General features: G+C 37.6%; 14 protein-coding genes and 1 pseudogene. 14 read left to right on the forward strand and 1 reads right to left on the reverse strand.

Features of this window, described 5'->3' with window-relative positions:
• The first annotated feature begins 402 nt into the window (after positions 1-402).
• From LDO51_RS10910 to LDO51_RS10955, 10 genes are all read left to right on the forward strand, one after another.
• Positions 403-963 carry a LemA family protein gene (locus LDO51_RS10910; RefSeq protein WP_225574593.1) on the forward strand — a complete coding sequence of 187 codons (561 nt, stop codon included), beginning with the start codon at positions 403-405 and terminating at the stop codon, positions 961-963.
• Positions 964-984: 21 nt separating this feature from the next.
• On the forward strand, positions 985-2,028 hold the full coding sequence (locus tag LDO51_RS10915; RefSeq protein ID WP_225574594.1) for a hypothetical protein: 1,044 nt from the start codon (positions 985-987) through the stop codon (positions 2,026-2,028).
• Between the two features lies 1 nt (position 2,029).
• Complete coding sequence (locus tag LDO51_RS10920; protein ID WP_225574595.1) at positions 2,030-2,572, forward strand: LemA family protein; 543 nt, start codon at positions 2,030-2,032, stop codon at positions 2,570-2,572.
• Positions 2,569-2,961, forward strand: coding sequence for a hypothetical protein (locus LDO51_RS19705; protein WP_225574596.1), 393 nt, complete (start codon positions 2,569-2,571; stop codon positions 2,959-2,961). Before LDO51_RS10920 ends, LDO51_RS19705 begins: the two co-directional genes overlap by 4 nt.
• An 824-nt stretch (positions 2,962-3,785) precedes the next feature.
• On the forward strand, positions 3,786-4,412 hold the full coding sequence (locus LDO51_RS10930) for a fimbrial protein (RefSeq protein ID WP_225574598.1): 627 nt from the start codon (positions 3,786-3,788) through the stop codon (positions 4,410-4,412).
• A 63-nt stretch (positions 4,413-4,475) separates the two neighbouring features.
• Positions 4,476-5,138, forward strand: coding sequence for a fimbrial protein (locus LDO51_RS10935; protein WP_225574599.1), 663 nt, complete (start codon positions 4,476-4,478; stop codon positions 5,136-5,138).
• Positions 5,139-5,170: 32 nt separating this feature from the next.
• The gene (locus LDO51_RS10940) at positions 5,171-5,821 is read left to right on the forward strand and encodes a hypothetical protein (RefSeq protein WP_225574600.1); all 651 of its coding nucleotides are present in this window, start codon (positions 5,171-5,173) and stop codon (positions 5,819-5,821) included.
• 37 nt (positions 5,822-5,858) lie between these two features.
• The gene (locus LDO51_RS10945; RefSeq protein WP_225574601.1) at positions 5,859-8,273 is read left to right on the forward strand and encodes a fimbria/pilus outer membrane usher protein; all 2,415 of its coding nucleotides are present in this window, start codon (positions 5,859-5,861) and stop codon (positions 8,271-8,273) included.
• Between the two features lie 35 nt (positions 8,274-8,308).
• Positions 8,309-8,995, forward strand: coding sequence for a fimbria/pilus chaperone family protein (locus LDO51_RS10950; protein ID WP_225574602.1), 687 nt, complete (start codon positions 8,309-8,311; stop codon positions 8,993-8,995).
• A 71-nt stretch (positions 8,996-9,066) separates the two neighbouring features.
• On the forward strand, positions 9,067-9,408 hold the full coding sequence (locus tag LDO51_RS10955) for a helix-turn-helix domain-containing protein (protein WP_225574603.1): 342 nt from the start codon (positions 9,067-9,069) through the stop codon (positions 9,406-9,408).
• Positions 9,409-10,101: 693 nt separating this feature from the next.
• On the opposite strand, the pseudogene LDO51_RS10960 reads toward LDO51_RS10955, so the two are convergent.
• Positions 10,102-10,467 (reverse strand): annotated as a pseudogene (locus LDO51_RS10960) (FMN-dependent NADH-azoreductase); the annotation flags it as partial.
• 41 nt (positions 10,468-10,508) lie between these two features.
• Here LDO51_RS10960 and LDO51_RS10965 point away from each other — a divergent pair.
• The 4 genes from LDO51_RS10965 (at position 10,509) to LDO51_RS10980 (ending at position 14,229) form a co-directional block, all read left to right on the forward strand.
• Positions 10,509-10,742, forward strand: coding sequence for a LysR substrate-binding domain-containing protein (locus tag LDO51_RS10965; protein WP_263869876.1), 234 nt, complete (start codon positions 10,509-10,511; stop codon positions 10,740-10,742).
• Positions 10,743-11,032: 290 nt separating this feature from the next.
• Positions 11,033-11,953 (forward strand): N-acetylmuramic acid 6-phosphate etherase, encoded by a 921-nt coding sequence (murQ, locus tag LDO51_RS10970; protein ID WP_225574604.1) that lies wholly within the window; start codon positions 11,033-11,035, stop codon positions 11,951-11,953.
• Positions 11,954-12,006: 53 nt separating this feature from the next.
• Entirely contained in the window at positions 12,007-13,371 is a 1,365-nt protein-coding gene (locus LDO51_RS10975; protein WP_225574605.1) for a PTS transporter subunit EIIC, read from the forward strand.
• 15 nt (positions 13,372-13,386) lie between these two features.
• Positions 13,387-14,229, forward strand: coding sequence for a MurR/RpiR family transcriptional regulator (locus LDO51_RS10980; protein WP_225574606.1), 843 nt, complete (start codon positions 13,387-13,389; stop codon positions 14,227-14,229).

Raw genomic sequence — 14,229 nt, forward strand, 5'->3', positions numbered from 1 at the left:
GGTTTTTAATATGACGACGTCGTCATTTTTAAGAGATGCTAAATAAAAAAGTGATAATTGTGATTCAAATCCTATTTTTTATTTAAGAACTCTTTTGTTTGTGAGGTTTTTTTTGCCAGACAAAATGCAAACTATAGCGGGTACGATGATTTCCAAAAGAGTATAATTAGTTTCGTTATTTTCAGAAGTGAAGAATCTTTGAAAAAACATTTCAGCTAACATTTTAAAGTGAAACTTAAATTAATTTGCGTAATTAATGTGATCATGATCGATTTGGTATGGCGCATAAATCTCTATTAATCCTTTTCTTTGCTATTTTTCCGATTGAATAAAAAGTGTTATATCGATAACTTAAATTAAATATCTCAGTATTAATTATTTTTTTATTAAAAAGGCATAAAAATGGCAACGACAATGATTGTTCTAGTGGTTTTACTGCTTATTTTTGTGGGATGGGGAATTTCTATTTATAACCGTTTGGTGAGTACTCGAAATCAAGTTAGCAATCAATTTGCCAATATTGATGTGATTTTAAAACAGCGTGCTGATCAAATTCCCCAATTAGTGACGATAGTTGAGAAAGCTATGGAGCATGAAAAAGCGATATTTACCTCATTGAGTGATGCTCGCCAAAATTATTTTAGCGCTAAAAATGTGAATGAAAAAATTGCGGCATCGAATGAAATGGATCAGGCATTAAAAAGTCTCATCGCGGTTGCTGAAAACTACCCAACGCTAATATCGGGTGAGCAATTTACCCAATTACAAATCGCACTAAGCGAAGTGGAAGATAAAATTGCTCAGCGTCGCGAAGGTTTTAATGATGCAACAACGGAATACAATACAGCGATCCAAATGTTTCCAGATAGTATTTTTGCCAATATTTTTGGTTTTACTGCGTTGCCTTTATTGGAAATACCCGAGACTGAGAAAAAATATGATGGTATTCAATTCAAATCATAATCACCGTTAAAGGTATCATCTGTGAATATCTACTATTTTCTAGGCGCCGCATTAGGCGGCATTCTATTTTATATTGACAGCAAATATTCAAAAAAGCGCAAACTGAATTGGGGTGCGATTCCTTTTTTTGCGGTTCTATTTGGGGCATGGGTAACCATTTCACCGGAACCTGATGAGTATATAAAATATTTCTTTTATGCGGCATCCGTCGGGGCTGCATTTGCTGCTAGTCGAATTATTGTTGGAATAACCAGCAGTGCATATATTCGCTATCAGCGCTTGCAAAATGAAGGATCTTCAAAATTTACGGCCTTATTAAAGACGCTAGTGGGAACGGCATTAGCCATCTGTTTAGGCGTAGGCTTTTTTATTGATATTCGCATCTTTTTTGTGGCTTTTGTCTTAGTGTTTGTATTCAATTTTATTGAAAATACGCCTCAGAAACGTTTTCTAAAGTTTCAAAAGAACCTTGCAACATCAAAAATTCGCTCGATTGCGATGGGATTGGTGGAGGTTGAGGGCAAAATTACCTCCGGAACAGAAGTCAAAAGTCAGTTGGGTAATCGCAGTTGCTATGGTTCGTTCTATTACGAGTATTCTATTTCGAAAGATAAAGAGGGTAAAAAGAGTTATACCCTGCAAGATAGCAAAACCCAGTTACATGATTTCACCATTACAGATGATACGGGCTCAGTGAAAGTTATTTGTGAGCCTGACTATTTTGTCCACATCGGATTAATACCCCATCAGGATTTTGAGAGTGGTAACCGGCGCTATAAAGAGTATTTGCTAGAAAGCGGGAAGAGTTATTTATTGATTGGCTCAGCGGACAGTGAAAATGGCAAAATGGTGATCACCCGTAAAGCGCCGCACATGTTATTAGGTGTTTCGCCATCAGATTATGTGACTCGCTGGAATAAATCCGCACCTATGCGTAGGAATATCGGGGTGACGGCAATGATTGCAGCTATTCTGATTGCGCTAATATTAATGACACCAGTGAGTTATCGAGATGGATATTTAACGCTCTATTTTAACCAAATTTCGTTTTCTGACAGTGAATGATATGAATCAGATTATCTTTTGGATCTTTGTTGCCGTGGTAGGTACCATTTTGGTTCGTTATATTGTGGGGATCTACAATAATATTATTTTCTTGAAAAATAATTGCGAAAAAGCGTTTGCCAATATTGATGTGCTCCTAAAAAAGCAGGCAGATTTAATGCCTCAATTAACGGTTGTGGCAGAAGGGGCGATGGTCCATGAAAAACGTTTAATTAGCGAATTACTGCAAAGTCGTCAGCACTATTTATCTACGGAACAGCTTGATGTTAAAGTGGATTCTGCAAACCAATTTCGCTCACATTTAAAACCGATTTTTTTACTGGCAGAAAAATACCCTAAGCTGATTAGCCAGCCTGCACTATTAGCATTGCAAACGTCAGCAAAAGGGCTTGAAGATCAAATTGCGGATCGCCGAGAATTTTTTAATCAAACGGTCACGTTATACAATACGAATATTCGCCTTTTCCCTAATCTCATTTTTACTCTCTTATTCCGTTTTAAAGATATTCCCTTACTGTATGTTCAACAGGAGTCTACATCATGATCACAATTCCTTTTTCGTGGTTTGGTTTCACCGATTGGTTGGTGAATAAAGGGGAACCGGGATTGATTGTGATGTTTGCCACGTTTGGAATGATCCCAGCCTGTATAGTTTTCACGTTGGTGATGAGAATGGTTGGGATGAAGAAATTCATTGCCCCGGTGGCATTGGGGATGATTAGCTCGATGTTTATCAGCATGATGGTGCTTATACCACTATTATTAATCTTCCGCTTCGATAACATTCCAAAAGCGATGTTAGTTTGGATGGTCGTTCTGGGAAGCTGTATTGCCTTTTTCCTAACGAATATGCATTACATTGAGATTTGGTCATCAAGCCGAGAAGAGAAAAAGAAAAATAGTGTGACGGCGAGAAAGAAACAGAAAAAATAAAAGACGTTTTTTTACTATTTCTGACATTATATCTGACTGTTTTATGGCTTAGATCAAAAAACAAATTATTAAGCTATAAGACAATGGTTTCATAATTCACCAAATAAAAATGGAATACTAGGATAAAACACGATAGGTAAGTAGATCAAATCACATTTAGATTGTCTAAATATGATCAAAAAAAAGAATGGCTAGATAAAGATTCCATTATTACTCCTCATTAGAGTAACAAATTGGCTATGATTTTGGTATAACTTCACAAGTTTGTATAGTTTCTTTAGTTTATTGTTTATATGTGTGAATGATTTACTAGGTTATTTGTTTCTATTTTGTTGATTTATATTTAAATAAAATTATCTCTGTCTTTTTTTGTCAATTATCGATCTTTCATCCCTACTCCGTACGTGTGTAAAATTGTAATTTTTCACTAATCAGAACAAATAAAAAGTATATTTGATATAAAAAACTATATTTCCATTCTTTTTATGACCATTCTAGGTTTAAATATATTCAATTGGTAATCTTAAAGTGAGTAATTAAGTTTACTCATTTGTTTTTTATGGTGAAATATATTGAAATACTTTGTAATGAATCAAAGCTAAATAATTTCCTGTATTTTGGTTAATTTAAATTCTAAAAATATATGCTTATAATAGCTCCATCGAATTAATTAGTCTGATAGAGTTTATTAGCATTAAATCGATATTGAAAATAAATAAGCTCAGCTAAATACCTCAATTTTCCTCTTGGAATTTTAAACTTATAAAATTCCAAGAGGAATAATTTTGTTTTTTTTAATATTTTTATTTTATAGGATTTATTTCATGTATAAGAAAGCCATAATTGCATTATCTTTAATTACAGTGTCCGGAGCTACATTAGCTTCAGCTCCAGTTGCAAATTTAAAAGTAACAGGATCAATTACGCCACCAACCTGTACAATTAAAGGTCAAAATGAAGTTGACTTAGAATATGTATTTGATGTATCTCCAGGTATGTTCCCTGTATCAGGTAACTTATTACTAGATGCAAAAACAAATAGTATCGAAGTTGTTTGTGATGCCTCGACCTATTTAACATTCTCTTCAACAGATAACCGTGCGAGTTCTGTATTAGGCACGAGTGTATATAACTTTGGTTTAGGTCTATATGATACCGACCAAAAAGTTGGGTTCTATACCATCACCATGAAGAATCTGACAGTCAAAGCGGATTCTTCAAGCGCGGCTCAAGCTGTTGGTGCATCGAATGGAACATCATATTTATCATCATTAACTATTGATAAAACGAAAAAAATGGCTTGGGCAACAGCAGTTAGTACATTGAAAGCTGGGCAAATTTTCTCTGCTGATTTGGATGTAAGACCAACTCTGAGCTCTACGCTGAAAACAAGTTCAGGTGATGCAAAATTAGATGGCGATGCAACATTAACCTTTGCTTTCTCGCTCTAATTTTTTGATTGAAGTGAATAGATATAAATTTATATCTATATCTATTCACTATGGAATGGAACTATGATTAAAAAAATAACACTATTAATATTATCGATAATATTAATATCTCCAGCTGTATCTGCAAGTACAACAGCAAATGTAAAAGTATCAGGTGAAATTAAAATGCCAACCTGTTTAATTAATGGAAATGAACAGTCTGATTTTATTTTCGAACTGATAAATATATCTACAAATCAGTTGCATAAAACATCTTATATGACATTTAGCTCACCAAGGAAAAATAAATTAACTGTGACTTGTGATGCAGAAACATATTTAGCATATAGTGCAACTGACACGTATGAAAATACGCCATGGAATACATTGGATACTGCACGACGTTTTTCCATGGTACTTTCAGATGATACAGATAAATCTATTGGTGCAGTTATGTTTACTGTTTCTGATGTCACTATTGATTCTAAAGAGGCTGTAATTTCAACACGTGGCTACGGTGGGAATTATTCTAAATACCTACCGAAAAGCGTACTTAATAGTTTTTCTACTGAATACAGCTCTGATCTTAGTAACAAATTTACCTCTGGTCAGGTTTTTTCTGTGAGTTTTTCGACTGATACATTTTATATTGGCTCAACTGACGAATTAACAGACACTGGTATTGATTTAGCTTCTAGTGTTGATTATCAAGCCGAAGCTGTGCTGGCGTTTAACTTTGGTATTTAATTAAGCTTTAATTAGAAGTCATTTGGGGACGTATGCGTTTATTTATTATGCCAGTAGTTAAAGCGACATTGTTATTCACATACTGTAGTCTATTTTTTAGTGACATAGCCTATTCGTATACGTTTCAAAACAGAAATATTATTGAACAGATTGAGTCACCCCCTACGTGTGAAGTAATTATCCCTGATGGCGGGAAGTATCAATTTAATCAATTGCATGCTAGCCAGTTTAATGCAGTTAAAGCAACAGAAATACCCGAGATAACCAAAACATGGCAAGTATCATGTAATACGCCAATTCAATTGCTTGTTCAATTCTCGGATAACCGAAGTGATTCATCAAAGTTGGGAAGTGAAGATTACTTTGGATTAGGGAAAGTGAATAGCCAAGGGCGGTTAGGGAATTACCAATTGATACTTAACCAACCTAAAGTTGATGGTCAATCGGTTGGGATTGGTGCAGTGGAAGGTGTAGGGTCATTTCAGCGCATTCAAGGGGCTGCATTAAAAGGGAAAAAATACGGATGGTTTGCAAATGAAAACGTGTTATCCAGTGGAAAAACTTTTACCGTTAATATAGCCGTTAAGCCTATATTAAATAACCTTACAGAAACCAATGGTCCTATTATTGAGGCTGTGGAATTAGATGGTAGTGCAGATGTTATATTTTCCTTTGGAATATAGTTTTAATTCTTAGTAATTTATATTGGAAATAATAATAATGAATAAGGAAAATAAATTTTCTTATTGCCAGCTGTTTTTAATTTTTATCGTACTGCATGTAAATAATTCCGATGCGTCTGAATCAATAAAGGGTGGAGCAGGAGCATCAATTAATTTTGATATCGACTCTTTAAAATCATTAGGGTATGGGGCAGAGGTCGCTGAATTTTTTATGAAGGGTAATCAGTTTTTACCCGGAAATCATGATGTCACTATAAAATTAAATGGCAGTAATGAATATACTGCGAATATTGAAATCAATGAAAACGGTGAGCTTTGCCTGACTGAAGGGTTAATGAGTAAGCTGAGGTTAAAAAAAGTTAACTTAGCTGACGGATGTAATACATTCGAACAAATTTACCCTGACGCAAAAATTGTATTACATCCTAGCTCCTTCCAAATTGATATGGTAGTTGCCGAAGAAAATTTAGACCCAAAACTACAAGGCAATGAGTTAACTTACGGTGGGTTTGGTGTTGTTAGTAACTATCAATTATATGGTATGCATATTAACAGTAATTACAGCCAACGTTTCTATCAAGGAGAGTTTGAAACAGGTATTAACTGGCACAATTGGGTTTTACGAAATAACAGTAGCCTCTCTGCTGGAGGTTCAAAATCACAATATCAATTTAATGAAACTGTACTGTCAAAAAGCATCGAGCCTTTGCAGTCTTTATTAGATATTGGACAACTTAATACGCAAGGGGCATTTTTTGGGGGAACACCGCTTGATGGTGTGCAAATTTACTCAGATAGCTCTTTGCAAGGTTCGAATATTTTAGTTGTTCCGGTGACTGGGTTTGCAAGTACACCATCAACGGTTGAAGTTCAGCAAAATGGACGGCTGCTATACCGAACGATGGTACCAGCAGGACCTTTTGAGTTAAATCGTATTAATAATGTGGTGATTGGCTCGCCTTTGGACGTCACTGTTTTCCAAGATAACGGGGAAAAACAGCAGTTTCAGGTGGTGACAGCCAACCAGCAAACTGCGATTTCGCCCATGAGTTATCAATTTTCAGTGGGGCGTCATCGTAGCCAAAGTGATCTACGAATGGATAAACCCATTATTGGCAGTGCAGAAATAAGTCAGCAATATGGCATGTCAAATTATGGCGCAGGCGTACTTTATTCAAATCAATTTCAAGCGGTGAGTGGACGATTTAACTCTTACTTTGATTTCTCAACGCCGATTTCTACGGGGATAGGTGTTCAAAGTGCGAAAAATAATGAAAATCGCGGGGAGCAGATCGACTTCAATAGCAATATTGCATTTGAAAAAACGACATTCGGGGCATCTGTTTTATATCGCACGAATAAATTTCCAACTTTGGATAGCTCATTATTAAAAAAACAACCCGATCAGGATGAGCAAGAAAATACCAATGGATGGTTTAGTGGAGAACTGCAAACTACCTCCTCATTATATGCAAGTTGGGGTGATGTTACATGGGGGCGCTTTAGTACTAACGTAAACCATAATCATTTTTATGGCGATACATCTGATACCGTTTTTTATTCAGCGAGTTATGGTAGAAAAATTGCAGATGTGTTTTTGAATGTGAATTATCAAACCGGTGATGACCAAGATAGCCGAATTTTTGTTAATGCATCAATGCCATTAGGTAAGAAAAAGAATATCAGTATGCAAAGCCAGCACTACCAAGATAAAAACATGGTAATGGCGAATTACAACCAGCAAGTTAGTGATAATTTAAGGTATTCAGTTGGGGCTGGCCGTAATGACAAGGTTAATGTCGTTAATGGAAGTATTAATAATGCCAATGCGTATAGCAATATTTCGCTGAGTGGTTCGATGTCTCAGGAGAATACGCACTCAGTCATGGTCTCTGCATCAGGTGGAATGGCGTATTCTGATGGGTTATTTGCAACGTCATCCGTGCCTTTAGGAGATACCTTTGGCATCGTGTATGTACCGGGTGCACCGGGAATTAGAGTCAACACGATGGGCAGTGGCACGACAATAACGAATCATTTTGGTACGGCAGCTATTTCATCGTTACCAAAAAACCAAAAGTCTACAGTGCAGTTAAATACAGAGAAACTGCCCCTAAATGTTCGTTTGGATACGACTTCGTTTGATGTTGCGGCAGCGAGAGGCACTGTAATGACGAAGCGCATTCAGGCAACGACAATGCGGCAATTATTGTTGAGCATTAAAATGGCCAATGGCGATGACGTTCCATTTGGTGCCAGTGTGCTCAATAAAAAAGGTAATTATATGGGCGCCATCATGGGGGACGGTAATTTATTACTCAGTAATGAGCAAATTGGTGATGACATTATTTTACGCTCACTTAACTCTGATGATTGCATTATTAAATATAACGTACCGGAAGTCTTTTCCGCTGAATCAATTTATGAAGAGGCAGATGCTATCTGCCTATAATCTTAAGATTATTTGAATACAAGTTTGAGGTTTCAATGAAAAAATTAATTTATATCACATTTTTAAGTTTAATAGGCTTAATGAGTGTATCTGCAAAAGCAAGTTTCCAATTAGAAACGATGACCGTTATTTTAGATGCTGATGAAGAGCGTAAAGTATTTAGTGTAAAAAACACATCGAAAGAACCTATTTTATTATCAATAAAAGTCTCTGATTTAGAAGGGGCGAAACCTATGGCTAAAGATATTATGGTATCTCCACCAATTGTTAGAATTGAACCAAATGAAAGCCAGCAAATTAATTTTGTTTTAAAGAAAGGATTAGATTTAAAACAAGAAGAGATTTTACGTGTTTCTTTCCAAAGCATCGGTGCCGTTAAGCAAAACTCTGCAAAGATGCCTATTCGCCAAGATGTAGCCATGCTGATTACGCCTACAAATGGGGGATTAAGTAAAACACCTTGGAAAAATATTACCGTTAATCAAAAAAATAACCAACTGACGTTGACGAATACAGGGAATCAAGTTGTTCGTTTATCACCTTCAGTGACGACATTACCAAGTAATGAAGATTATACCATTGACCAATTTTATTTAAGACCGAATGAAAGCAAAACGATCAATGTGAAAAATACTGTACAGGAGTTAGTGATTTCACCATTAAGTCGTTACGGTTTTAAAAACCAAAACAATGACACCATCAAAGTAACACATAACGAATAATTTGTATCTATTAGCAGGGGGGAGATTAAATATTTAATTTTATCTTTCCCACACAGGAAAATATATAAAATATGAAAATTGTAGATGAAGAAAGTAAACCTGAAAATTATGTTTACTCTATAATAACTGGCAAAGAACTAAAACGAATTCGTAAAATAAAAGGTTTCTCAGGTTCCAAGGTCGCTAGCCAGTTAGGCATTTCACAGCAGCATTATTCGCGATATGAGTGTGGGAAATGCCGTATTTCTGTTGATACATTATTAAGTGTTCTCTTTATTTTGGATTTTGATTTCGAAGTTTTTTTTAGCGAATTAAGGTTCCAGTTGAAGAATGATTATCAGGATAAAATTCCGAGTGTGAATTTAAGTGATACTCACAAGGATATTGAAAGCTATTTTGAAAGGAAAAAGTAGGGTTACATCTAATAACTTCTCTTTATTTATTGTTTTCTATATTTATTTTAATTGAAAGTCTGACGTCGGTCAGGTTTTTATATTAATGAGTTGCTAATGGAATGCAAAACCAAGTTTACCGAATAGTCGAAATTATCTTGATACTGAATTTATCTCAAGGGATGTTTAAGATACTTAATGATGACATTTCAATTTAATATTGTAATGTTCATTATTGGCTGATTGATATTAATTTCACTGGTTTTTAGATGACTTTTTATTTATTTGTTTTCATTTTTTTTGAATGATTAAATAATGATGAAAGTGCTAAAAATATGATGAAGCATAATAGGTCACTCAAGGTAAATTAAAGGGCTCAAATATCGATAATTAAAGTATTATTATTTTTTTTGTTTAGTGAATGAAAGAATTTTTAATAATGACGTTATTGATAAATAAAATCCACCTGCTAGTTATGGAATAAAATAAAGGCATATAATATTTTTTATTTTTCGCTTCTAATTACTGTGAGGTTTTTTATGATGCGCCAGATTGAAATAGAGTATGCTTCCATAAAAAATAAGTTATTTAAATATTAACTAATACAATCCATTGGCTGAAAATTAATAATTAAAAGTAAGTATTGATAAATGATTTTTTAAAAAATCCCCACGATTAAATAATTTAGAGTGGGGATTTATTTTATTATGATACTTAATAATGAATGAGGTGCATTAATTGTTGTTGAGCTTTGGCGAGTCCAGCCTCATAACCTTCGGGTTTCATATCTAAACCTTCTGCATAGATAAACTGAACATCGTTAATACCCATTAACCCTAATACAGAGTTTAAATAAGGGGTAATTGCATCGGTTTCTTGCCCGTAATGAATACCGCCTCGAGCACTAAATACCAGCGCTTTGACATTTTCCACTAACCCCAGTGGGTAGGTTGCGGTATAGCGAAAAGTTTCTCTAGCACGAACCACTAAATCAAACCAATTTTTCAATTCAGTTGGTACATTGAGATTGTACATTGGCGCACCAAGGAGCAGTAAGTCACTCTCTTTAAGCTCTGCAAGAGCACTGTTATTTACCAACCAGTAAATTGATGATGGATGATATGCAAACAATTATGTTGGCGACAATAAAAGGGGCGGGAATTGCGTATTTACCACAGTGGCTGGTGCAAGAAAAAATAAACTCGGGGCGGCTTGTCGAGGTTTTATCTGATTATCAAAGTGTCCGTTACCCAATTTCTGTCGTGTGGGTTGCAACTTCCTTTTTACCACTAAAAATAAGAGTGGTTATCGATGCTATTCGTGAAAAATTAGCCTTAAGTCTAAGGTCAGAATAGTTTTTATTGAATACACCTTGCTCTTGGTGAGATTTTAATTCCATTATTTTAAATCAGTTATGAAATGTAATTTTTTAGAAATCATAACGATTCCGTCAAATAGCCTTTATCCGGTGGTAGCCTTAAGCAGTTTATAAAGGGACCACGGGTTCTTTCACACTTTTTCACGTTGTTGTTGTGAGACCAGTCACGTAAATCATCATCAGTGAACAATTTGTCATGATTAAATTTGAAATTAAAATTCATAAATAGTATTTTTTAATGAAATATAGTTTCATTTGGGGTGTGCCATGTCAGTAACCGAAAATACGCTTAGGGATTGTTTGAACAATGAACTTAATCAGGACACATTGCAGTTTTCTCGCTTAGAGACTTTATCCATGTTAACGGTAATTAATCAGGCAGATAGCACGGTAGCGACGGCATTACAGTCCGTATTGCCTGAACTCGCCAATGTGGTGGATGTGATTTCAGAGCAGTTAAAACAAGGAGGGCGGATCTTTTATGTGGGTGCTGGCACCAGCGGGCGACTGGCGGTATTAGACAGTGCAGAGTGCCCGCCAACATTTGGTACATCACCAGAAATGGTGCAATCGATTATTGCGGGCGGTCATTCAGCCATGCTGAAAGCCGTTGAAAATATTGAGGATTCAACGCAAGCTTCGGTGGAAGAGCTGCGAGCACGCGGCGCAACAGAGAAAGATGTGATTATCGGAATAGCGGCAAGCGGACGAACACCATTTACCGTAGCGGCGATTGAATATGGTAATCAAATCGGGGCATTAACCGTGGGGATAACCACCCGTGGGCGCGGTTTACTGAGTGATTTAGCGCAGTATGCCATTGCACCGGATGTAGGGGCGGAAGTGCTTTCTGGCTCCACGCGTATGAAAAGCGGGACTGCACAGAAAATGATTTTAGGCATGCTAAGCACCTGTGTCATGGGGCGTTTAGGACGAATTCATACCAATTTAATGGTCGATGTGATGGCGAGCAATATTAAATTACTGCGTCGTGCTGAACGCATTGTTGGGGAAGTGTGCGGGATTGATGTGGACACAGCGGCAGCACTATTGAAGCAGGTGGATTACCACCCGCGTCGCGCCATTTTGATGTATGAATTGAATATTTCCGCACAACAAGCGACAGAGATTGTTCAGCGTAACCCGAATACCAGTTTGGATTCGATGCTAAATAGTCACAGTGAATAGCGTAAAACATAACATAAACAGAGTCATAACGCAGTCGACACCGGGGAAATCCTATGGCTAATAAGATAGAACATCTGGACGTGCTCGCCAGAGAAATAGAAAAATACGCGGGCGGGTTTGAAAACGTGGGTACCTTAACTCACTGCATGACGCGTATCCGTCTGGTTTTAAAAGATAATAGTAAATTTGATGCGGATGCACTCAAACAAGTGGAAGGTGTGAAGGGTGTTATTTTTAATGGTGAACAACAGCAAGTGATTGTGGGCATGGGGACGGCGGCAAAAGTCTTCTCTGTGATGAATAAAAGAATGCAAAACAGCGGCGTAGCGAGTGATGAAAGTACCTCATCAGTACCAGAGAAAAAATCGTTCTCTATCCGCCGCATGCTCAATACGTTAGCCGCAATTTTCGTCCCAACCATTCCTGCGTTAATTGGTTGTGGTCTGATTATGGGGTTGATAAATATTGTGCGCTTAGTCGCGCCGGGCGTGGTTGAGCAGTTCCCGGAGCTGTTTAAATTATTAAAACTAATCGGCAGTGCCGTGTTTACTTATTTATCCATTATGATTGGGGTAAATACCGCGAAAGAGTTAGGCGCATCCACGTCGATTGGTGCGGTAATGGCGGGGCTTTTAGCGATGCCGGGATTAGCTGATATCACCTTATTTGGTGAAAAGCTCCAGCCGAATAGCGGTGGAATTTTCGCGGTGCTGATGGTGGTGGTGTTCTCCTCTAAATTTGAAGTGTGGTTTAGAAGCATCATCAAAGAGAGTTTGGATCTGATTGTGACGCCGTTTGTGACGATTTTAGTCTCTGCAATGGTGGCGCTTGTGGTCTTCCAACCAGCGGGCCATTATCTGAATCAAGTGTTGGCGCAAGGAGTTTCTGTAGCGCTACTGAGTAGTGGCGGTGGCGCGGTGGCAACGGGCGGTATCTTAGGTGGTAGCTTCTTGTTCTTATTGCTCACAGGTTTGCACCAAGGCTTGATCCCAATTCACGCGGAAATTCTACAAACTTTTGGTTTGAACTATTTATTCCCAATCTTAGCCATGGGCGGAATGGGGCAAGTGGGTTCATGTTTCTGGGTATTCCTAAAAACCAAAAACCAACGCTTAAAGAAAACCTTAGTGGGGGCATTACCCGTCGGCATCTTCGGCGTGGGTGAGCCATTATTGTTTGGGGTTTCATTACCATTGGGTAAACCGTTTATTGCAGGCTGTATCGGTGGTGCCGCGGGCGGTGCGCTGATGGCGTTCTTCCATGTGGGGATTATTATTCCATTTGGCACCGCAGGCTTATCCTTAATTCCGTTGGTGGGTGATGGGCAAATTCTGGATTTTCTGATTGCGGTAGCAGGTGCATGGATTGTCGGTTTCATTGCCAGTATGATAATAGGCTTCAACGATCCAGAAAAATAATAAGAAGGTGTAGCCATGTCAGCACTGACAGTAAAATTGGAAAGCTTATTGACGAGAGGCAAAGGCACAGAGCAGCGTATAGCGAGGTTTTTGCTGGAATATCGCGATAGCCTTGTGGCAATGAATGCCGCTGAATTGGCTCGTGAGGCTGGTGTGAGCAGTGCATCTGTTATTCGTTTTGCTAGGCAAATGGGCTACCGTGGCTATCCTGAATTCAAAGTCGATTATTTATCTGACGAGAAGCAACAAAAAGCGGAAAGTTTGTATGGCAACTTGAGTCGTAACGATGATACGGCTCAGATTATTGCTAAATCTGGGCAGTTATTTATTCGCGCGATTGAAAAATCCTTAGAACTGTTAGAGCCCTCCGCGGTTGACGCCGTCGCGCAAAAATTGGTTGAAGCCAAGCGCATTGTGCTATTTGGTATTGGCTCGTCAGCGATTGTGGCGAATGATATTTTTCATAAACTTATTCGCGTTAATAAATCGGCGTTATTTAGCCCTGATTTACATGTGCAACTGAGCTATTCGGCAAATTTAGGTGAAGGGGATCTCGCCATCGCCGTAACGGCAAGGGGCAATACGCCAGAAGTTAACCGAATGCTGCACTCAGCGCATGAAAATGGTTGCACGACGATTGCTTTAACGCGCTTTGGGCAAGATGACGCGGCGCGTCTCGCGGATTTAACGCTGCCATATTACTATGATGAACAACACTCTCAGTTGGGGGTGATCACCCCTCAAGTGTTGCAGATGGTGATATTCGATACGCTATTTTTCAAATATTTAACCCTTACCAATGAAGATGCTGACATCGCATTGCAAAAAGGTCGACAAGCCGTTACTCAGGCAGGATAA

Source organism: Providencia alcalifaciens (assembly GCF_020271745.1).
In the GTDB taxonomy this organism is placed as follows: domain Bacteria; phylum Pseudomonadota; class Gammaproteobacteria; order Enterobacterales; family Enterobacteriaceae; genus Providencia; species Providencia alcalifaciens_B.